The 19,484-nt window shown below is 73.0% G+C and carries 21 protein-coding genes; 8 read left to right on the top strand and 13 right to left on the bottom strand.

What is annotated here, in order from left to right:
- Positions 1 to 398 precede the first annotated feature (398 nt).
- The 3 genes from ACZ6RC_RS09310 to ACZ6RC_RS09300 all read right to left on the bottom strand — a co-directional run bounded on the left by ACZ6RC_RS09310 (position 399) and on the right by ACZ6RC_RS09300 (position 2,962).
- Positions 399 to 1,259, bottom strand: coding sequence for a PHP domain-containing protein (locus ACZ6RC_RS09310; RefSeq protein ID WP_469580358.1), 861 nt, complete (start codon positions 1,257 to 1,259; stop codon positions 399 to 401).
- A gap of 251 nt (positions 1,260 to 1,510) precedes the next feature.
- Positions 1,511 to 2,149 (bottom strand): DUF6758 family protein, encoded by a 639-nt coding sequence (locus tag ACZ6RC_RS09305; protein WP_391139359.1) that lies wholly within the window; start codon positions 2,147 to 2,149, stop codon positions 1,511 to 1,513.
- A gap of 228 nt (positions 2,150 to 2,377) precedes the next feature.
- Entirely contained in the window at positions 2,378 to 2,962 is a 585-nt protein-coding gene (locus tag ACZ6RC_RS09300; RefSeq protein WP_469580354.1) for a suppressor of fused domain protein, read from the bottom strand.
- A gap of 425 nt (positions 2,963 to 3,387) precedes the next feature.
- Here ACZ6RC_RS09300 and ACZ6RC_RS09295 point away from each other — a divergent pair, with 425 nt between their 5' ends.
- Positions 3,388 to 4,515: a magnesium and cobalt transport protein CorA gene (locus tag ACZ6RC_RS09295; protein WP_469580351.1), complete on the top strand. Its 1,128-nt coding sequence runs from the start codon at positions 3,388 to 3,390 to the stop codon at positions 4,513 to 4,515.
- A 49-nt stretch (positions 4,516 to 4,564) separates the two neighbouring features.
- On the top strand, positions 4,565 to 5,077 hold the full coding sequence (locus tag ACZ6RC_RS09290; protein WP_469580348.1) for a hypothetical protein: 513 nt from the start codon (positions 4,565 to 4,567) through the stop codon (positions 5,075 to 5,077).
- Positions 5,078 to 5,090: 13 nt separating this feature from the next.
- On the opposite strand, the gene ACZ6RC_RS09285 is transcribed toward ACZ6RC_RS09290, so the two are convergent.
- Positions 5,091 to 5,897, bottom strand: coding sequence for a hypothetical protein (locus tag ACZ6RC_RS09285; protein ID WP_469580346.1), 807 nt, complete (start codon positions 5,895 to 5,897; stop codon positions 5,091 to 5,093).
- Between the two features lie 198 nt (positions 5,898 to 6,095).
- On the opposite strand from ACZ6RC_RS09285, the gene ACZ6RC_RS09280 reads away from it, so the two are divergent.
- From ACZ6RC_RS09280 to ACZ6RC_RS09270, 3 genes are read left to right on the top strand one after another with little or no spacing between them, the layout of a single operon-like run.
- Entirely contained in the window at positions 6,096 to 7,367 is a 1,272-nt protein-coding gene (locus ACZ6RC_RS09280) for a magnesium transporter MgtE N-terminal domain-containing protein (RefSeq protein ID WP_391139364.1), read from the top strand.
- Positions 7,357 to 7,977 (top strand): DUF1003 domain-containing protein, encoded by a 621-nt coding sequence (locus ACZ6RC_RS09275; RefSeq protein ID WP_469580343.1) that lies wholly within the window; start codon positions 7,357 to 7,359, stop codon positions 7,975 to 7,977. The genes ACZ6RC_RS09280 and ACZ6RC_RS09275 overlap by 11 nt, the downstream gene beginning before the upstream one ends.
- Before the next feature lie 44 nt (positions 7,978 to 8,021).
- A complete protein-coding gene (locus tag ACZ6RC_RS09270; RefSeq protein ID WP_391139366.1) occupies positions 8,022 to 9,155 on the top strand; it encodes an Mrp/NBP35 family ATP-binding protein in 1,134 nt (377 codons plus the stop codon).
- Between the two features lie 171 nt (positions 9,156 to 9,326).
- On the opposite strand, the gene ACZ6RC_RS09265 is transcribed toward ACZ6RC_RS09270, so the two are convergent.
- The 5 genes from ACZ6RC_RS09265 to sigE all read right to left on the bottom strand — a co-directional run bounded on the left by ACZ6RC_RS09265 (position 9,327) and on the right by sigE (position 14,456).
- A complete protein-coding gene (locus ACZ6RC_RS09265) occupies positions 9,327 to 9,956 on the bottom strand; it encodes a hypothetical protein (protein WP_391139367.1) in 630 nt (209 codons plus the stop codon).
- Positions 9,957 to 10,036: 80 nt separating this feature from the next.
- Complete coding sequence (locus ACZ6RC_RS09260; protein ID WP_391139368.1) at positions 10,037 to 10,504, bottom strand: sec-independent translocase; 468 nt, start codon at positions 10,502 to 10,504, stop codon at positions 10,037 to 10,039.
- Between the two features lie 91 nt (positions 10,505 to 10,595).
- Positions 10,596 to 12,638, bottom strand: coding sequence for a S1C family serine protease (locus tag ACZ6RC_RS09255; protein ID WP_469580339.1), 2,043 nt, complete (start codon positions 12,636 to 12,638; stop codon positions 10,596 to 10,598).
- A gap of 76 nt (positions 12,639 to 12,714) precedes the next feature.
- Positions 12,715 to 13,701 (bottom strand): anti-sigma factor family protein, encoded by a 987-nt coding sequence (locus ACZ6RC_RS09250; RefSeq protein WP_469580336.1) that lies wholly within the window; start codon positions 13,699 to 13,701, stop codon positions 12,715 to 12,717.
- Positions 13,698 to 14,456 carry an RNA polymerase sigma factor SigE gene (gene sigE / locus ACZ6RC_RS09245; protein ID WP_453613531.1) on the bottom strand — a complete coding sequence of 253 codons (759 nt, stop codon included), beginning with the start codon at positions 14,454 to 14,456 and terminating at the stop codon, positions 13,698 to 13,700. The genes ACZ6RC_RS09250 and sigE overlap by 4 nt, the downstream gene beginning before the upstream one ends.
- 141 nt (positions 14,457 to 14,597) lie before the next feature.
- Here sigE and ACZ6RC_RS09240 point away from each other — a divergent pair, with 141 nt between their 5' ends.
- A complete protein-coding gene (locus tag ACZ6RC_RS09240; RefSeq protein WP_391139372.1) occupies positions 14,598 to 15,263 on the top strand; it encodes an O-methyltransferase in 666 nt (221 codons plus the stop codon).
- Between the two features lie 116 nt (positions 15,264 to 15,379).
- On the opposite strand, the gene ACZ6RC_RS09235 is transcribed toward ACZ6RC_RS09240, so the two are convergent.
- Entirely contained in the window at positions 15,380 to 15,547 is a 168-nt protein-coding gene (locus ACZ6RC_RS09235) for a DUF3117 domain-containing protein (RefSeq protein WP_006346801.1), read from the bottom strand.
- A gap of 323 nt (positions 15,548 to 15,870) precedes the next feature.
- On the opposite strand from ACZ6RC_RS09235, the gene chcB reads away from it, so the two are divergent.
- Positions 15,871 to 16,674 carry a 2-cyclohexenylcarbonyl CoA isomerase gene (gene chcB / locus ACZ6RC_RS09230; RefSeq protein WP_391139373.1) on the top strand — a complete coding sequence of 268 codons (804 nt, stop codon included), beginning with the start codon at positions 15,871 to 15,873 and terminating at the stop codon, positions 16,672 to 16,674.
- Positions 16,675 to 16,735: 61 nt separating this feature from the next.
- On the opposite strand, the gene ACZ6RC_RS09225 is transcribed toward chcB, so the two are convergent.
- A complete protein-coding gene (locus ACZ6RC_RS09225) occupies positions 16,736 to 17,320 on the bottom strand; it encodes a DNA-3-methyladenine glycosylase I (protein WP_469580331.1) in 585 nt (194 codons plus the stop codon).
- On the bottom strand, positions 17,317 to 17,637 hold the full coding sequence (locus ACZ6RC_RS09220) for a DivIVA domain-containing protein (protein ID WP_469580329.1): 321 nt from the start codon (positions 17,635 to 17,637) through the stop codon (positions 17,317 to 17,319). The genes ACZ6RC_RS09225 and ACZ6RC_RS09220 overlap by 4 nt, the downstream gene beginning before the upstream one ends.
- Positions 17,638 to 17,741: 104 nt before the next feature.
- Here ACZ6RC_RS09220 and folP point away from each other — a divergent pair, with 104 nt between their 5' ends.
- Positions 17,742 to 18,602 (top strand): dihydropteroate synthase, encoded by an 861-nt coding sequence (gene folP / locus ACZ6RC_RS09215; RefSeq protein ID WP_391139376.1) that lies wholly within the window; start codon positions 17,742 to 17,744, stop codon positions 18,600 to 18,602.
- A gap of 116 nt (positions 18,603 to 18,718) precedes the next feature.
- Here the strand turns inward: folP and ACZ6RC_RS09210 are convergent, their stop codons facing one another.
- Positions 18,719 to 19,468, bottom strand: a complete 750-nt coding sequence (locus tag ACZ6RC_RS09210; protein ID WP_391139377.1) for an LOG family protein — start codon at positions 19,466 to 19,468, stop codon at positions 18,719 to 18,721.
- Positions 19,469 to 19,484: the final 16 nt, after the last annotated feature.

Below are 19,484 nucleotides of genomic sequence, written 5' to 3'. Positions count from 1 at the left end.
GTGTACGAGAGGTGGGGGCGCCCTTGCGGGAGCGGGGAGCCGCCCCGGGGAGGGCGGCGGGGACGTCATGGCGCGGCGGGGCGAGTCCGTACGGGCCGAGGGCCTACGAGACCACTCCGGTACGAGGGCCGGGCGGGCCGGACCGTACGCACTGCTCGGTGCCGGAGCCGTGGCCTGGGCCGGGATTCGGTCCGGGTCGGCGGGCCGGTCGGGCCCGCACCGCGGATCCCGGCACCGGAGGCCGACTCTGATCGCCGCACCGGGAGCCCCGGGTGCCGGAGCGGTCGGTCCGTCGGCGCCGGAGGTCGGGGACCGGCCGCGTCGGGACGGGCTTCCGGGCCCTCGGACCGCACCCGGGCAGCCCGCCCGGGCGGACCGGGGCCATCGCCGCGCGAGGGTCAGGCGGGTCCGCCCGCACCGGGGACCGGGAAGGCTCCGGTGGCGCGGCGGGTGATCTCGCCGTAGATCTCGGGGTCGGTGGTGTACTCGCCGAGGCGGCAGGTCTTGCGGCTGCCGTGGTAGTCGCTGGAGCCGGTGGCGAGCAGCCCCAGCTCCTTCGCGAGCCCCCGCAGGCGGGCGCGGGTCGCCTCGTCGTGATCCATGTGGTCGACCTCGATGCCGTCGAGGCCGGCGTCGGCGAGCCGGGCCAGCGCGGCCTCCGGCACGACCTGGCCGCGCTTGACGGCGGACGGGTGCGCGAAGACGGTGACCCCGCCGGCCGCCTTGACCAGGCGGATCGCCTCGAAGGGGTCCAGCTCGTGCTTGCCGACGTACGCCCGTCCGCCGTCCGCGAGCCACTGCGGGGTGAAGGCGCCGGAGACGTCGGGGACGACCCCGAGCTCGACGAGCGCCTCGGCGACGTGCGGGCGGCCCACGGAGCCGTCGCCCGCGATCCGGGCCACCTGGTCCCAGGTGACGGGGACGCCCAGCTCCCGGAGCTTGCCGACCATGGCCTGGGCGCGCGGCACCCGGTCGTCGCGGACCAGCTCCCGCTCGGCGGCGAGCGCGGGCTCGTCGGCGTCGAAGAGGTACGCCAGCATGTGCAGACCGACGCCGTTGAGCCGACAGGACAGCTCGGCGCCGGTCACGAGGGTGAGCCCCTCGGGGAGCGCGGCGATCGCGTCGGCATGGCCGCGCGTGGTGTCGTGATCGGTGAGGGCGACGACGTCGAGCCCGGCGGCGGCCGCGTTCCGGACCAGGTCGGCCGGGGAGTCCGTACCGTCCGACGCCGTGGAGTGGGTGTGCAGGTCGATGCGCACGACGCGGTACTCCGGAGGCTCGGGGCGGACGAGGGGGACGCTTCAGCATAACGGGCGAATCGAACACCCCGGGCCCCGGACCCCGCCCGCCACACGGACCGCCCGCACGCCCGCCCGCACACGGACCGCACGACCCCGCACACGCCGTAACCCCCCGGCCGCCCGCGAGCGGTGACCCGGTGGCGGTACGCGCGGAACCCGCGGGTTGCGCGCGGCGAATCAGTGAGCCACGACGCTTGCCCGCCGGCCGGTCATCTCAGTAGGCGCGGTGTCAGCGCCCCGCACGGCAGGAGTTCCACTTCGGCTCCCGCGTCGCGCAGGTCCGTCAGCACCAGCTCGTCGTACATCAGCAGTCCCGACTGCTCGGGCCAGACGATCGCCCACAGCCAGAGCCCCCGCGCCTCCCCCGCGAACACCGCGCGGTCCTCCGGGCAGCCGTTGACGTGCCAGAGCGGGGTCGGGCGGCCGGCGGCGAGGACCTTCGTCTGGGCGGGTTTGTCGATGGCCATGCCGGGGCCGGGGTCGGGTCCGTCGATGCCGGCGTACCGCGCGCCGAGGCCGACGCCGAGTTCCTCGGCGATCAGCAGCAGCTCACCCAGTCCGCCGAGCGGCCCGGGTCCCGAGCAGGCGACCGCCGTCGCGCGTCCGCCGCTGCGGTCGTCCCCGGCGTACGCGACGCCGGTGAAGAGCCAGCCGACCGGGAGGGGCCACGGCATCCACACCGGCACCTCCGCACGGTGCACGACGACGCCGAGGGCTTCGACGCTGGGCGGGATCACGGGTTGCAGCGGGTGCACCGAGCCGTGCGTGTCGCACTGCCAGGAGTCGGCAAAAAGTCCGGGCGCCCTGACCCGGCCACCGCACTTCGGGCAACTGGGTTCGCCCCTCATAGAGCCCAACGGTCCTACCCCACCGCGTCCACGTCAAGGACGATCACCCGTCTGGAGGGGCGGGATTCCGAGAGTGACGGGCGCGCCGGCTCCCCGCCGCGCCGCGACACGCCACGACACGCCCGGGCCGGGCACCGATTCCGCCGGGCCGGACGGACGAGGGGCCGGGCGGGAGAGGGGCCGGGCGGAGCGGATGCCCGCCGGCAGCGGCGGACGGTCGGGGTCCGGTCAGTCCAGCCGGACCGACGTGCGCAGTGGATCGCGCAGGTCCGTGCCGTGCGTCAGCCAGCGCTCCTCCAGGGCCTTCGCCCCGTGGACCCGCTTCCAGGCCGCCTCGTTGGACGTCATGGGCAGCAGCGGGAGGAACCGGACCGGATCCATCGGCTCGTCCAGCTCCAGGTCCTCCACCAGGCCGCCGGACTCGGCGACGAGCACCGAGCTGAACGGGGCTCCCGGCCACAGGGGTTCACCGACGTCGAGCGAGGCGCCCGCGGCCACGATCACCCCTTCGACCTGCGGGGCCGAGGCGAGGACCGCGAGCGGGCGCAGCACCTTGTCGGTGTCGGCGAGCCCTGCCCGTACCGTCAGGACGAGCTCCGCGCGCGGGCCCTTCACCGGGTCGGCGAGCGCCGCCGTCGGGTCGGCCATCGGCTGGGCCGACATGCCGAGCGTGGCATACCGGACCACGTCTCCGTCGAGGAACCGGAGCACCTCGATCCGGTCCGTGCCGAGGAAGGTCACGGCGGCCCGCGCGTCCGGTTCGCCGAGCGCCGTACGCAAACGGGCCTCGACCAGAGCAAGAACTTGTCCCATGCGGCGAGCATAAAGCGCGTATGGAATGGGCAGGGGACGGGATTGACCCTCTGTCGGCTGATAGTCTTGGCCGCTGGTCGGGACTCCCGACTACACGTCACACGTCATCCCCCAAGGGGGACCGGCTGGAGGAGGTGGGGCTGCGGTGGATCGAAGTCGATCGGGCAGTACCAAACGCTCTTCCGCCCCGCACCCGAGCCCGGTGCGTATCTCCCGTTTCCGGTGATCCAAGGCCCGTTACGCGGCCCGGCCCCCCGGCATCGCGCACGACGGAAGAGCACTTCGCCTTTGCCTGTCTGTAGCGAACGCCGTCACCGCGACGCAGCGGTGCCGCCCGCTTTGCGGACGTAGGACATCAGGTCCACGCCCCCATTCCGGGCTGTGCCACGCCTCGCCGGCGGCTCCGACGTGAAGGAGCATGCCAGATGTCGATGATCCGTGACCTGCGTGCCGCGGTCCGCCCGTCCCTGCGGCCCTCCCTGCGCAAGACCAGCACCCCCTACGCGGCCTACGACTCGACCCGCGACCCGTCCGCCTCCAGCGCCGTCGTGGACTGCGCCGTCTACCGCGACGGAAGCCGGGTGGACGACCTGGACTGCCTGACCCCGCGCGGCGCGATGAGCCAGGTGCGGGAGGGCGGGGGGTTCGCCTGGATCGGGCTGCACGAGCCGACCGAGGCCGAATTCGCCGGTATCGCCGCGGAGTTCGGGCTCCACCCGCTCGCCGTCGAGGACGCCGTCCACGCCCACCAGCGGCCCAAGCTGGAGCGGTACGACGACACCCTCTTCACGGTCTTCAAGACCATCCACTACGTGGAACACGCGGCTCTCACCGCCACCAGCGAGGTCGTCGAGACCGGCGAGGTGATGTGCTTCACCGGCCCGGACTTCGTCATCACCGTCCGGCACGGCGGTCAGGGTTCGCTGCGCAACCTCCGCCATCGCCTCCAGGGCGAGCCCGAGCTGCTCTGCAAGGGTCCCTCGGCCGTGCTGCACGCCATCGCCGACCACGTCGTCGACGGCTACATCGCGGTCGCCGACGCCGTCGAGCTCGACATCGACCAGATCGAGATCGACGTCTTCTCGCCGCCCGCCAAGGGCTCCACGCGCGGTGCCGACACCGGCCGGATCTATCAGCTCAAGCGTGAGGTACTGGAGTTCAAGCGGGCCGTCACCCCGCTCCAGCGTCCGATGCAGCTGCTGAGCGAGCGCCCGATGCGGCTGGTCGACCCGGACATCCAGAAGTACTTCCGTGACGTCGCCGACCACCTGGCGCGCGTCCAGGAGCAGGTCGTCGGCTTCGACGACCTGCTCAACTCCATCCTCCAGGCCAATCTGGCGCAGGCGACCGTCGCGCAGAACGAGGACATGCGCAAGATCACGTCCTGGGCGGCGATCGTGGCCGTCCCGACGGCGGTCTGCGGGGTGTACGGCATGAACTTCGACCACATGCCGGAGCTGCACTGGCGGTACGGCTACCCCATGGTGCTCCTCGGCATCACGGCCATCTGTTTCACCATCCACCGCACCCTGAAGCGCAACGGCTGGCTCTAGCCCGTCTGCGGCGCGGGTCCGGTGACCGGTGCTCGGTAGGCTTCCCGCCATGACTAGTACGCCGCTCGGCCCCGCGCTCGTCGAGGAGGCCACCAAGAAGTCCGGCCTCATCTGGGTACGGGGCGACGCGCCGGCCGCCGCGCGGGCCCTGTGGCACGTGTGGCACGAGGGCGCGGCGCACGTCGTGGGCGACGGCCCCGGCGAGCAGCCGCTGCCCGGTCTGGTGGCCGGCTCCACCGCCGAGGTGACCGTCCGCAGCAAGGACAAGGGCGGCCGGATCGTCGCCTGGACGGCGGCGGTGAGCGAGCTGGCCCCCGGCACCGAGGAGTGGGACGCGGCGGTCGCCGAGCTGAAGGGCAAGCGCCTGAACGCCACCGACGGCGAGGCGATGCCGGGGCGTTGGGCGCGGGAGTGCCGGGTGCTGCGGCTGACGCCGCTGGCCTCCACGACGGAGCTGCCCGACGGTTCCCTCGCGGCCGCTCCGCTGCCGTCGGAGGCGACGACCCGCCGCCCCGTCCCGGCCGGGCTCCCCCGCCTGCTGCTCAAGCGCCGCAAGCGCTGACGGCGGCGGGCCGTCAGGTCCTCGGCAGTTGCCTGCCGTAGTCCACGGTCTGGCCGGGCGCCGGCTCCTCCAGCGGGAAGTCCTTGTCCCACTCGGAGAGCACCACCACGCCCGCGCCGCCGCCCCGCGCGAACTGCAGCGGGAACGGGACGCCGTCCAGCGAGACGTCCAGCGTGCCGCCCTCGCCGTCCTCGCCGCCCTTGACCTTGACCGTCCGCAGGCCGCCGATCTTGTCGCGGTCGCCCTTGACGACGTCCCCGTGCAGCCCGATGAGCCCGTCGAGGAGCAGGTCCATGTCGGTGAAGCCGCGCAGCTGTTTGTACGCGGGGTCGTCCTGCGGGACCTTGACGTACTTGTCGTCGAGCTTGTCGGCCGCGTCGCTGTCGGAGTCCCCGTCGGAGCCGTCCGCGTCCCCGTCCGCGTCCTCGCCGGCCGGGCCGCTCGGCGTCCCGGACGGCTTGTCGTCGGGCTCCCAGAACCCGGCGTCGGCCTTCAGATAGAGCGCCTCGCCGACCCGCAGCAGCTCGAAGGTGCTGTTCTTCGTGGTCACGGAGCCGCTCGCGCCGTCCTGCTTGAGCCGCATGTTGAGCTTGTACGTACCGCCCTTGCTGACCAGCGTCCCGGCCAGCCGTACCGATCTGGCCGCGTCCGCCGCCGACTGGGCCTTCTCCTCGATGGCGGAGGCCGAGAGCTTCCCGACTCCGTTCGTCCCCTCGTCCGGGTCCGCGGCGCAGCCGGCGAGCACCGCCGTCAGCCCGGCGCCGAGCGCCACGGGCAGGACGGCCCTGCGAATACGCGATGTCGGAGGGAGAGCGGCCACCTGCGCTGCCTCTCGTGTCGGAGCGGGAGGGGAATGGAGCAGTCCGCAGCGTACCCGGCAGGTGGGCCCCCACCGCAGGCAGCCGTACGGGGGCGCTGCCGGGGCGCGCCGTAAGGGCACGGGCTAGCCTGAATCAGGCATGGATCAGCATCGACACGGGACCGACCCGAATCGTGCGGCACCGAGGAGGCGCGTGGCATGGCGGCAGGCGCCCCCCGGATCTTCGTCTCCCACATCGCCGGCGTGCCCGTCTTCGATCCCAACGGCGACCAGGTGGGCCGCGTCCGGGACCTCGTGGTCATCCTGCGGGTGGGCCGCCGCCCGCCGCGCCTCCTCGGCATGGTCGTCGAGGTGCTGAGCCGCCGCCGGGTCTTCGTGCCGATGACGCGGATCACGGGCGTCGAGTCGGGCCAGGTCATCACCACGGGCGTGGTGAACATGCGGCGGTTCGAGCAGCGTCCCACCGAGCGGCTCGTCCTGGGCGAGCTGCTGGACCGGCGGGTGAGCCTGGTGGAGAGCGGCGAGGAGGTCACGGTGCTCGACGTGGCCATCCAGCAGCTGCCGGCCCGCCGCGACTGGGAGATCGACAAGGTCTTCGTGCGGCGCGGCAAGGCGGGGGCGCTGCGCCGCAAGGGCGAGACGCTGACCGTGGAGTGGTCGGCGGTGACCGGCTTCTCCCTGGAGGAGGAGGGGCAGGGCGCCGAGAACCTGGTCGCCACCTTCGAGCGGCTGCGCCCGGCCGACCTGGCGAACGTACTGCACCACCTCTCCCCCAAGCGGCGCGCCGAGGTGGCCGCAGCGCTCGACGACGACCGGCTGGCCGACGTCCTGGAGGAGCTGCCGGAGGACGACCAGATCGAGATCCTCGGCAAGCTGAAGGAGGAGCGGGCCGCGGACGTCCTGGAGGCGATGGACCCGGACGACGCGGCCGACCTGCTGTCCGAGCTGCCCGAGGAGGACAAGGAGCGGCTGCTCACCCTGATGCGGCCGGACGACGCCGCCGACGTGCGCCGGCTCCTGGCGTACGAGGAGCGGACCGCGGGCGGTCTGATGACGACGGAGCCGATCGTGCTGCGGCCGGACGCCACCGTCGCGGACGCCCTGGCCCGCGTACGGCAGCAGGACCTGTCCCCGGCGCTCGCGGCGCAGGTGTACGTCTGCCGGCCGCCGGACGAGACGCCGACGGGTAAGTACCTCGGCATGGTGCACTTCCAGCGGCTGCTGCGGGATCCGCCGTTCACGCTGGTCAGTTCGCTGGTGGACAGTGATCTTCCACCGCTCTCGCCGGGCACCGCGCTGCCCGCCGTGACCAGCTACCTCGCGGCCTACAACATGGTCGCCGCGCCGGTGGTGGACGAGAGCGGGTCCCTGCTCGGCGCGGTCACCGTCGACGACGTACTCGACCACCTGCTGCCGGAGGACTGGCGGGAGACGGAGTTCCACGACGAGGGGCGAGGTCATGGCGGCTGAGCGGACGCAGGACCGGGACCGGGAACGCGACCGGGAACGGGAGCGGGACCGGGAGCGGTCGATGCCCCGGATCCGGCTCGACCTGCCGCGCGAGCGGCGGTCCCGGCTGCTGCCGGAGTACGACCCCGAGGCCTTCGGGCGGCTCTCCGAGCGGATCGCCCGCTTCCTGGGCACGGGACGCTTCCTGGTCTGGATGACCCTGACGATCATCGTCTGGGTGCTGTGGAACATCTTCGCGCCGGCCCCGCTGAAGTTCGACGAGTATCCGTTCATCTTCCTGACGCTCGCGCTGTCGCTGCAGGCGTCGTACGCGGCCCCGCTGATCCTGCTCGCGCAGAACCGGCAGGACGACCGTGACCGGGTCAACCTCGAACAGGACCGGAAGCAGAACGAGCGGTCGATCGCGGACACGGAGTACCTGACGCGGGAGGTCGCGGCGCTGCGGATGGGCCTGGGCGAGGTGGCCACGCGCGACTGGATCCGGTCGGAGCTCCAGGATCTGATCAAGGAGATGGACGACCGCCGGGAGGGTCACCGGGAGGGTCACCGGGAGCACCGGGATCTATTCCCTCCGGGCGGCGATCACCGAAGTGACGTACCCGACCGCTGACAAGTCTTTCCGGGCCCGGGTGTCGGCGCCGTACCATCGTCCGTATGGCTACGGAAGACGCGGTGCGCGAAGCGCTGGCGACGGTGAACGACCCCGAGATCAACAAACCGATCACCGAACTCGGCATGGTCAAGTCGGTGGAGATCGGAGCCGACGGCAGGGTCGCCGTCACGGTCTACCTCACCGTCTCCGGCTGTCCGATGCGTGACACGATCACGCAGCGCGTCACCGACGCCGTCTCCCGGGTGGAGGGTGTGACGGGCGTCGACGTCACGCTGGACGTGATGAGCGACGAGCAGCGCAAGGAGCTGGCCGCGGCCCTGCGGGGGACGACGGCCGAGCGTGAGGTGCCCTTCGCCAAGCCCGGTTCGCTGACCCGGGTCTACGCCGTCGCCTCCGGCAAGGGCGGTGTCGGCAAGTCCTCCGTGACCGTGAACCTGGCCGCGGCGATGGCCGCCGACGGGCTGAAGGTCGGTGTCGTGGACGCCGACATCTACGGCCACTCGGTGCCCCGCATGCTGGGCGCGGACGGCCGTCCGACCCAGGTCGAGAACATGATCATGCCGCCGTCCGCGAACGGCGTGAAGGTCATCTCCATCGGCATGTTCACTCCGGGCAACGCCCCGGTGGTGTGGCGGGGCCCGATGCTGCACCGCGCGCTGCAGCAGTTCCTCGCGGACGTCTACTGGGGCGACCTGGACGTCCTCCTGCTCGACCTGCCGCCGGGCACCGGCGACATCGCGATCTCGGTGGCGCAGCTCGTGCCGAACGCCGAGATCCTCGTCGTCACGACCCCGCAGCAGGCCGCGGCCGAGGTGGCCGAGCGGGCCGGCTCGATCGCGGTGCAGACGCACCAGAAGATCGTCGGCGTGGTCGAGAACATGGCGGGCCTGCCGTGCCCGCACTGCGACGAGATGGTGGACGTCTTCGGCACCGGCGGGGGCCAGAAGGTCGCCGACGGTCTGACGAAGACGACCGGCGCGACGGTTCCGGTCCTCGGCTCCATCCCGATCGACGTCCGGCTGCGCGAGGGCGGCGACGACGGCAGGCCGGTCGTCCTGACCAACCCGGAGTCCCCGGCCGGCGCGGCGCTGCGCTCGATCGCGGGCAAGCTGGGCGGCCGTGCGCGCGGCCTCTCGGGCATGAGCCTCGGCATCACCCCGCGCAACAAGTTCTGAGGGTCCTTCCGGACCGGAGAAGGGCGCCACTCGTGACGAGCGGCGCCCTTTCTCACGCCCTCCCGGTACCGTCAGGACGCCCTTGCGAGAGTCCCGTCGGGCCCGGAACGCCCGGCGCGCGCGTACGCCTCCGGACGGCGGGGCGCGCGTACGCCTCCGGACGGCGGGCCGTCAGCGGTAGGCGCCGAGGTCCGCCACCGCGGCGAAGCCGAGCCCGTAGGCGCTCATGCCGCGCCCGTACGCGCCGATGTGCACCCCGGCGCGGGTCTCGCCCGCCAGGACCCATCCGAACTCGGACTCCCGGTAGTGGAACGGCATCGGGACCCCGTCCACCGGCAGCGACAGCGAGGACCACTCCGGCCCGTCGAGGTCGTCCGCCAGCTCGAAGGCCGTCTCCGTCTGCTGGTCCAGCCAGTCGTCGCGGAGCGTGTGGTCCAGCTGGGCGGGCCAGGTGTACGCCAGGAGCCCCGAGCCGGCCAGCCAGGCGGCGGAGGAGACCGTGGTCGCGTCCAGCACGCCCGTACCGTCACCCGTGCGGCGCACGGGGCTCGCGGCGACCGTGACGACGACCGCGAAGCGCTCCTTCTCGGGCACACTCGCGTCGGACTTTATCGACGGCTCGTCGCCGTGGCCCATCGCCCCGTGCTGAACGCTCCCGTCCGCCGCCGTGCCGACCTGCATCAGCCACCGGTCACCGGTGAACGCGTCGTCAAGGCCGTACCAGGCGAAGTGCGCGCGCTGATAGCCCTCGGCCGTGCGCCGGGCCGCGGGCATACCCTCCACCCGACTCGTGGTCTCCATCTCGGCCGCCTCCTCGATCCGTCGTGTCCGCGTCGGCGGACAACAGATGGAGGATAGCGACCGGCTTGCACCAGGTTGTGTCAGGTCGCGTCGGAGTCGTACGGAGGTCGCTCGACCGTGTCCGGCTTGTCCTGCTTCTTGGTCAGCGCGTCGGCCGAGCCGTTGACCGCCGCGGGGACGGAGGAGGCGGCGACGGAGGAGGCCGCCGACGACGTCTGCTCACGGCCGTGGACCGCGTCGGCGACGTCGTTCATCTCCTTCTTGAGATCGAAGCTGCCGCGCAGGTCCTTGAGCTCCTTGAAGTCCTCGCTGTCCTCCAGCTGCTTGCGGAGGAAGGTCTTGGGGTTGAGGTCCTCGAACTCGAAGTCCTTGAACTCCGGCCCCAGCTCCGTGCGGATGTCCTGCTTCGCGCTCTCGGAGAAGTCGCGGACCTTGCGGATGAAGCGCGAGACGTCCTGGATGACCTTCGGCAGCTTGTCCGGTCCGAAGATGAGCACGGCGAGGACCACGAGCGCCACCAGCTCGAGTATGCCGAGGTCGTTGAACACCTTGCCGCTCCTTACACAGGGTCCGGGGCCCGCTCCACGGTACCCGCCCGAACTGCCGGGCGGGTACCGTGCGGCGTCTGCCACATGACGCTCAGGTGCCCTGCGAGGAGCCGAGCGTCAACGTCTTGGTCTGCTCTTTGCCTCCGCGCAGCAGGGTGAGCTCCAGCCGGTCGCCCGGGCGGTGGGCGCGGATCTTCACGATCAGCTCCTCGCCGTTGTGGACCCGCTGGCCGTCGACCTTGGTGATGACGTCGCCGGGGCGGATGCCCGCCTTGGCGGCCGGACCGCCGGGGGTGACGGACGCGGAGCCGTCCTTGCCCTTGTCGCCGACGCGGGCGCCGTCGCCGCTGAACTGCATGTCGAGGCTGACGCCGATGACGGGGTGGCTGGCCTTGCCGGTGTTGATGAGCTCCTCGGCGACGCGCTTGCCCTGGTTGATCGGGATGGCGAAGCCGAGGCCGATGGAACCGGACTGGCCGCCGCCCTCGCCGCTCGTGCCGTCGCCGGCGGCGCGGATGGCGCTGTTGATGCCGATGACACGGGCCTTGGAGTCGACCAGCGGGCCGCCGGAGTTGCCGGGGTTTATCGGCGCGTCGGTCTGCAGCGCGTCGACATAGCTGACGTCGCTGCCGTCGCCCTTCTCGCCGCCGGCCGTGATGGGCCGCTCCTTGGCGCTGATGATGCCGGAGGTGACGGTGTTCTGGAGGTCGAAGGGGGCGCCGATGGCGACGACCGGGTCGCCGACGCGGACGTTGTCGGAGTTGCCGAGGGGCAGCGGCTTGAGGCCGGAGACGCCGGTGACCTGGACGACGGCGAGGTCGTAGCCGCTGTCCTTGCCGACGAGCCGGGCGCGGGCGGTCTCGCCGCTGCTGAAGGTGACCGAGATGTCCCCGGCGGAGGTGGCCGAGTCGACGACGTGGTTGTTGGTGAGGATGTGGCCCTTGGTGTCCAGGACGAAGCCGGTGCCGGTGCCCGAGGAGCCGGCGCCGTTGACGTGCAGGGTGACCACGCTGGGCAGGGCGCTGGCGGCGATCCCGGCGACGCTGTCGGGGGCGCGTCCGGAGTCCTCGGGGCCTGCCTGGGGCAGCTCGATGGTGGAGATGCCGCCGTTGCGCTCGACGTAGGCGCCGACCGCGCCGCCCAGGACGCCGGTGGTCAGGGCCAGGACGAGCGCGCCGACCAGCCCGAGCGCCCGCCGGGAGCCGCGCTTGCCGCCGGTCGCGACGGAAGCGGCCGCGCCGGGCGAGGACCAGGGGTCGTACTGCACCCACTGCCCCGCGGCGGGCGCGGCCGGCGGCGGCGGTACGGGCCCGCCGGGTGCGGGGGCCGGCATCGCCTGCGGCACGGTCGGCGGCGCGGCCTCCGGCACCGGGGCGGGCGCGGCGGCGTGCGCTCCCGGCGCGGGAGCCGGCCGCTGTACGGGCGGGGCGGGCGCCCAGGGCCCGGGCCCGCCGTAGGGCGGGGTGCGGTACTCGTCGGGCTCGTGCAGCGGCCGCGGCTCGGGCTGCGGAGGAGGCGGCACCTGCGCAGGACTCTGCCGCGGCACGTGCGCGTCGGCGGCCGGGGCGTCGGTGGGCGCCGGGGCCTCGTGCTTGGTCAGCAGGCCGGCGGGCCGCTGCTCCGGGGCCGGTGACGGGTCCGCGGGCCGTTGCTCCGGCCCGGCGGCCGGGGCGTCGGAAGGCGGCTGGGCCTCGTGCGTGGTCAGCAGATCGGCGGGCCGCTGCTCCGGAGCCGGTGACGGGTCCGCGGGCCGCTGCTCCGGCCCGGCGGCCGGGGCGTCGGAGGGCGCCGGGGCCTCGTGCTTGGTCAGCAGGCCGGCGGGCCGCTGCTCCGGCCCGGCAGCCGGGGCGTCGGAGGGCGCCTGGCTCTCGTGCTTGGTCAGCAGGTCCGCCGGCTGCTGCTCCGGGGCCGGCGACGGGGCCTCGGGCCGCGTCAGTGGGTCCGCCGGGCGCTGGTCCGGGGTGGGCGGGGCCGTCGCCGGGGGTGCGGGCGCGTCCGTGGGGGTGGGCGCGGCGAGGGTGAAGTCACCCTCGTCCGCGACCGGTGGCTCCGGCGCCGTCACCGGCGTGTCCGCCGTGCTCGTAGGCCGGCTCCACCACTTCGGCTTCTGGCCGGTGGGCTTCCCGTCGTCCATGCTCTCCCCGCAACAGCTGACCTGTCCGCGCCCCCTGGCGAAGGGCGCCCCTGCCTGGATTCAACCAGGTCCGGGCTCAGCGGTGTGCGGTGAGCGGGGTCGCGGTCGGGCCGGGGGCCGCCTGGTGGGGCGCGGGCGGGGTCACCGTCGGGCCGGCGGCCGGGAGCGGCCCCGGCGCGAAGGCCAGCCGGAGGGCGGGCCCCGTGGGGCGTATGAACGGCGAGAGCGCGAGCAGGGACTGCGTGGCCGGCGCCTGGAGCCGCAGGGGCATCACGGGCGCCGAGGTGCCGTCGGCCGCGTCGCCGCCGGGAACCAGCGGTCCGGCCACGATCGTGCCGGGCGCCGAGATCGCTCCGCCGGGCGCGGCCGCCGTGGCGGGGGTGGGCCGCTCGCCGGAGCGGGCTCCACGGCCGGGTGCCGTGCTCGCGTTCGTACCGACCGCGGTGCCGGTGCCCGTGCCGCCGACGCCGGTGGCGGCGGTCCGCTGCGGGGTGACGTTGTTTCCCGTGCCCGCGCCGCGCGCACCGGCGTTCACCGACGCCTCCAGCGGCAGGGCGCCGCCGAGGGCGATGGCGGCGAAGGAGACCGCGCTGGCCGCGGCGATGCCGAAGCGCCGGCCGCGCCAGGGGGAACGGTCGTGCTCGGCACGCGGGCCGACCTCGTGGATGCGGAAGCCGGAACGCGGGGAGACGGGCGCGGCGGTGGCGAAGCCGGCGGACCTCATCCCGGCGATACCGCCGCCGGAACCGGTCCCGCCCAGGTCGAAGAGGTCGTCGAAGCCTCCGCCCCTGCGGTCGTCACCCCCGGGGTCGCCCGGTCCCCCGGGCAGCCCTTGGAGCCGGGCGAGCAGCCCGGCGGAGGGCGGTGGCGGGGCCGTGGAGGCGAAGACGCTCTTCAGCCTGCGCTGGGCGTCGGCCTCGGCCTTGCACTTGGCGCAGGTCGCGAGGTGCGCGAGGACCCGCTCGCGGGCGTCGTGGCCCAGTTCGCCGTCGACGAGCGCGGCGAGCCGGTCCCCGAGATGCTGCTCCGCGGGGGTCGGGCCGACAGGACGAGAACCGCTCACGCCGTCCCGCCCTCCCAGCCGACGGCGGCCAGCGCGCGCTCCGCCCGGGCCTCGGGCGAGCGGTGCTTCAGCGCCTTGCGGAGGTGCGAGCGGCCGCGGTGGATGCGGCTGCGCACGGTGCCGAGCTTCACGCCGAGGGTGGCGGCGATCTCCTCGTACGAGAGTCCTTCGATGTCGCAGAGGACGACCGCGGCCCGGAACTCGGGCGCGAGGGTGTCCAGGGCCTGCTGAACGTCGGCGTCGAAGTGGGTGTCGTTGAACACCTGCTGCGGCGACGGCTCGCGGCTGGGCAGCCGCTCGGCGGCGTCGTCGGCGAGCGCGTCGAAGCGGATCCGCTGCTTGCGGCGGACCATGTCGAGGAAGAGGTTGGTGGTGATGCGGTGCAGCCAGCCCTCGAAGGTGCCCGGCGTGTACGTCGACAGGGAACGGAAGACGCGGACGAAGACCTCCTGGGTGAGGTCCTCGGCGTCGTGCTGGTTGCCGGTCAGCCGGTAGGCGAGGCGATAGACCCGGGCACTGTGCGTGCTGACGATCTCCTCCCATGTGGGCGGAGTCCACGCCTGCGATTCCGCATCCGATGCGAAGGTCGCGGTGGTGGGTGCGGCGTCGGCGGTGTGGAAACGGTCAGCGGTGTCGGTCACGGATTTCGGCTCACCCGCCGACCTGAGAAGACGCCGAAGCACTCCTCCCCGGTCCCCAGGCGCAGCCGCACCTCCCCTGTCGGCTCTGGTGGTGTCCAGTGGAGCCCCTACCATAGCCACCTCGCCCGTTAGCTCCGGATAAGAATCTTTACGCGAATTTGGGGACGGCTCGCCGGCCGTCCCGTCCGCGTCCTCACCCTCTAGGAACGCCCGGTCCCATCTGCGGGTTCCCGTACGCAGCGGATACAGTCACCGTTGCGCCAACTAAGGGGACAGGAGAGGGCCATTACCGCCAACCGGCAGACGAGCTGGGCGTTCGCCGACGCCTTTGTCGCCGAGGACGAAGCGCTGCGCTGGGCCCGTGAGCGGGCCCGGGAGACAGCGCTCCCCTCGGTGTCACCGGGCACCGGCGCCGCGCTGCGCCTGCTGGCGGCCACGGCGGACGCCAAGGCGGTGGCGGAGATCGGTACGGGCACGGGCGTGTCCGGTATCTATCTGTTGCACGGGATGCGGCCGGACGGGGTACTGACCACGGTCGACATGGATCCGGAGCGCCAGCAGTTCGCGAAGACGGCGTTCCGCGCGGCCGGTTTCGCGGGGAACCGGGCGCGGTTCATCCCCGGGCGCGCCCTGGAGGTCCTGCCCCGGCTGGCGGACGGCGGATACGACCTCGTCTTCTGCGACGGCGACCGGCTGGAGAGCCTGGACTATCTCGCTGAATCGTTGCGCCTGCTGCGACCGGGGGGTCTGGTCTGCTTCGAGGGCGTCTTCGCGGACGGCCGCACGGTCGACTCGGCGGCTCAGCCGTCGGAGGTGCTGCGGGTGCGGGAGCTGCTGCGGGCGGTACGGGAGAGCCAGGAGCTGCTGCCGACGCTGCTGCCGGTCGGGGACGGCCTGCTGTGCGCGGTGCGCCGGGGCTGATCCGCCCCCGCGGGCGGTGCGCGGCCCGCGGGTGCGGGGCCCGGGCAGACACGCCTCTGCCCCGGCGCGGTGGGTACCGGGCCGGGGCAGAGGCGGGAAATCCTGGCGTTATCGCGTCAGCCGACTACCTGCTTCAGGGCGTCGCCGAGGGCTTCGGCCTCGTCCGGGGTCAGCTCGACGACAAGCCGACCGCCGCCTTCGAGCGGAACGCGCATGACGATGCCCCGCCCCTCCTTGGTCACCTCGAGCGGGCCGTCGCCCGTCCGCGGCTTCATGGCCGCCATGCTCGTTCCCCTTCCTGAAACCAGCTCATCTCAGCCGACGGCTCCTGTCGAGGAGCATGCGTCACCGGCATCGAACACATTGCTTCCAGGTCATTATCCCGCATCACAGGACCCGATGACCAACATCGGGATGCATCGCTTGTGCAACGCGCTCTCTCAAAACCACCTATTTCGGCGATCGGCCTGCGATACTTCGCCGCTGCTTCCCCTCATGTCTTTGACGCAGGTCACATGTGCGGGGTGGGTGATCTCCGTCATGCTGGGGGTCCTCCCGACGAAGTCCGGGGAGGGTCAAGGACGCGAAGACGCGAAGGGAAGCCGTGATGGCCGACACCGTGCTGTACGAAGTGAGCGACGGGCTCGCCACGATCACGCTCAACCGGCCCGAGGCCATGAACGCGATGAACGTCGAGGCGAAGGTCGCGCTGCGGGAGGCGGTGGAGACGGCCGCGGCGGACCCGGCCGTACGGGCGGTGCTGCTGACGGCGGCCGGGGACCGGGCGTTCTGCGTGGGCCAGGACCTGAAGGAGCACGTGGGCCTGCTGATGTCGGACAAGGAGTCCGGGACGCAGGCCACCATGAACACCGTGCGGGACCACTACAACCCCATCGTGCGGGCCCTGACCGGCATGCGGAAGCCGGTGGTGGCGGGCGTGAACGGCGTCGCGGCGGGGGCCGGTTTCGGCTTCGCGCTGGCGGCGGACTACCGGGTGGTCGCGGAGACGGCGGCGTTCAACACCTCCTTCGCGGGCGTGGCGTTGACGGCCGACTCCGGGATGTCGTGGACGCTGCCCCGGCTGATCGGCGCGAGCCGGGCGGCGGACCTGATGCTCTTCCCCCGCTCCATCGACGCCCGCGAGGCCTACGACCTGGGCATCGTGAACAAGCTGGTCCCCGCGGAGTCCCTGGCCGAGGAGGCCGCCAAGGTCGCCAGGACGCTGGCGGAGGGCCCGACGGTGGCGTACGCGGCGCTGAAGGAGTCCCTGGCGTACGGCGCGGACCACTCGCTGGCCGAGGCGCTGGAGAAGGAGGACGAACTCCAGACGAAGGCGGGCGCGTCGGAGGACCACACGATCGCGGTCCAGGCGTTCATCGCGAAGGAACGCCCGAAGTACCTCGGCCGCTAGGCCGTGTCCTGTCGATCACGCCGCGACCCTGGCAGGGTCGGCAGGACACCCCCGGGGGGCGTCACCCGTCCCGGCGGGCGACGCAGTCCTTCAGGTGGTCGTCGACCAGGCCGCAGGCCTGCATCAGGGCGTAGGCGGTCGTCGGGCCGATGAAGCGCAGGCCGCGCTTCTTGAGGGCCTTGGCCAGGGCGGTGGACTCGTCGGTGACGGCCGGCACGTCCGCCGTCGTGAGCGGGGCCGTGCGCGTCTTCGGGTCCGGGGCGTACGACCAGATCAGCGTGTCCAGCTCGCCGGGCTCCCACCCGGCGAGCACCTTCGCGTTGGCGAGGGTCGCGTCGACCTTGGCGCGGTTGCGGATGATCCCCTCGTCCGCGAGGAGCCGCTCGCGGTCCGCCTCGCCGAACTCGGCCACCGCGGCGATACCGAAGCCGGCGAAGGCGCGCCGGAACCCCTCGCGGCGGCGCAGGATCGTGATCCAGGAGAGCCCCGACTGGAAGGCCTCCAGGCAGAGCCGTTCGAAGAGGGCATCGTCACCGTGGACCGGCCGCCCCCACTCCTCGTCGTGGTACGCGACGTAGTCGGGGGTGGAGAGCCCCCACGGGCACCGCGGCCGCCCGTCGGGGCCGGGGACCGCCTCGCCGGTCACGGCGCCTCTCCGTGCCCGGGGCGGGCCGCGTCGGCCAGCTCGGCCTCCAGCTCCGCGATGCGGGCGTCCCGCTCCGCGAGCTCGGCGCCCAGGCGGCCGAGGACGTCGTCCACGTCCGCCATGCGGTAGCCGCGGGCCGTGACCGGGAGGCGGAGCGCCTCGATGTCGGCGCGGCCGACGGGACGGGTCGCCGGCAGGGGGTCCACCGGCTGCTCCGGCGCCACCTCGGGCAGCACCTCGCTGTCGCCGCCGCCGACCACCGCGAGAGTGACCGCGGCGACGACCACGACCATCGCGATCAGCAAAAACCAGAACACCAGCGCGCGCCTCTCCGGAGGTGGAAAACGTCCCGTGCCGATCGTGCCATGCGCCACCGACGGTTAGGGTCGCAGGCGAACGGATGCGAGGGAGGACAAAAGGGATGCTGCGCTTGGGACGGCGTGAATTCGGGCCGCACGAGCCGGTGATCATGGCGATCGTCAATCGGACCCCGGACTCCTTCTACGACCAGGGCGCCACCTTCCGCGACGAGCCGGCCCTCGCCCGCGTCGAGCAGGCTGTGGCCGAGGGCGCCGCCATCGTCGACATCGGCGGGGTCAAGGCCGGCCCCGGCGAGGAGGTGTCGGCCGACGAGGAGGCGCGCCGTACGGTCGGTTTCGTGGCGGAGGTACGGCGCCGGCATCCGGACGTGGTGATCAGCGTCGACACCTGGCGCGCCGATGTCGGCGAGGCGGTGTGCCAGGCGGGCGCGGACGTCCTGAACGACGCGTGGGGCGGGGTCGACCCGGGCCTCGCGGAGGTGGCCGCCCGGTACGGCGCCGGGCTCGTCTGCACCCACGCGGGCGGCGCGGAGCCGCGGACGCGCCCGCACCGGATCGCGTACGAGGACGTGATGGCGGACATCCTGCGGGTGACCGTGGGTCTGGCCGAGCGGGCGGCCGCCCTGGGGGTGCGGCGGGACGGCATCATGATCGACCCGGGTCACGACTTCGGGAAGAACACCCGGCACAGCCTGGAGGCGACCCGGCGGCTCGGCGAGATGGCGGAGACGGGGTGGCCGGTGCTGGTGTCCCTGTCCAACAAGGACTTCGTCGGCGAGACGCTCGACCGGCCGGTCAAGGAGCGGCTGCTGGGGACGCTGGCGACGACGGCGGTCTCGGCGTGGCTCGGGGCCCGGGTCTACCGCGTGCACGAGGTGGCCGAGACCCGGCAGGTGCTGGACATGGTGGCGTCGATCGCCGGTCACCGTCCCCCGGCGGTGGCCCGCCGCGGGCTCGCCTGACGCCCGCCCCCGTCCACGGGGAAGGGCCGGGCCCCCTCGGCGGGAGCCCGGCCCTTCCGCTCGTCCTCAGCGCCGGACGGCCGGCGCCCGGCCTTCCACCCGGCCTCGGGGGGCGGTCAGCGCCCGGTCTCCTTCGACACCAGCTCCACAGCCTCGTGCACGTCGTCCGTGACGTGGAAGAGCAGCAGGTCGCGTTCCGACGCCTTGCCGCCCGCCACCACCGTGTCGCGGAGCCAGTCGACGAGCCCCTTCCAGTACTCCGTGCCGAAGAGCACGATCGGGAAGCGGGTCACCTTCCGGGTCTGGACGAGGGTCAGCGCCTCGAACAGCTCGTCCAGGGTCCCCAGTCCGCCCGGCAGCACCACGAACCCTTGCGCGTACTTCACGAACATCGTCTTGCGGACGAAGAAGTACCGGAAGTTCACGCCGATGTCGACGTGCGGGTTGAGCCCCTGCTCGAAGGGCAGCTCGATGCCGAGGCCGACCGAGATGCCCTTGGCCTCCCGCGCCCCCTTGTTGGCCGCCTCCATGGCGCCCGGGCCGCCGCCGGTGATCACCGCGAAGCCGGCGTCGACCAGGGCGCGGCCGAGGCGGACGCCCGCCTCGTACTCGGGCGAGTCGGGGCGCGTTCTGGCCGAGCCGAAGACGCTGATCGCGTTGGGCAGTTCGGCAAGCGCGCCGAAGCCCTCGACGAACTCGGACTGGATGCGCATGACCCGCCAGGGGTCGGTGTGCACCCATTCCGAGTCACCCTCGGTGTCCAGCAGACGCTGATCCGTGGTGCCGGACTGGACCTGGTCCCGGCGCCGCAGCACCGGCCCCTGTCGCTGCTCCTCCGGCTTCCACGCTCCCTCGGGGACACCCATGGCCTGCTCCCTCCAC

The organism is Streptomyces sp. NPDC048353, from assembly GCF_055587165.1.
This window is presented reverse-complemented; position numbering and strand designations above follow the sequence as displayed.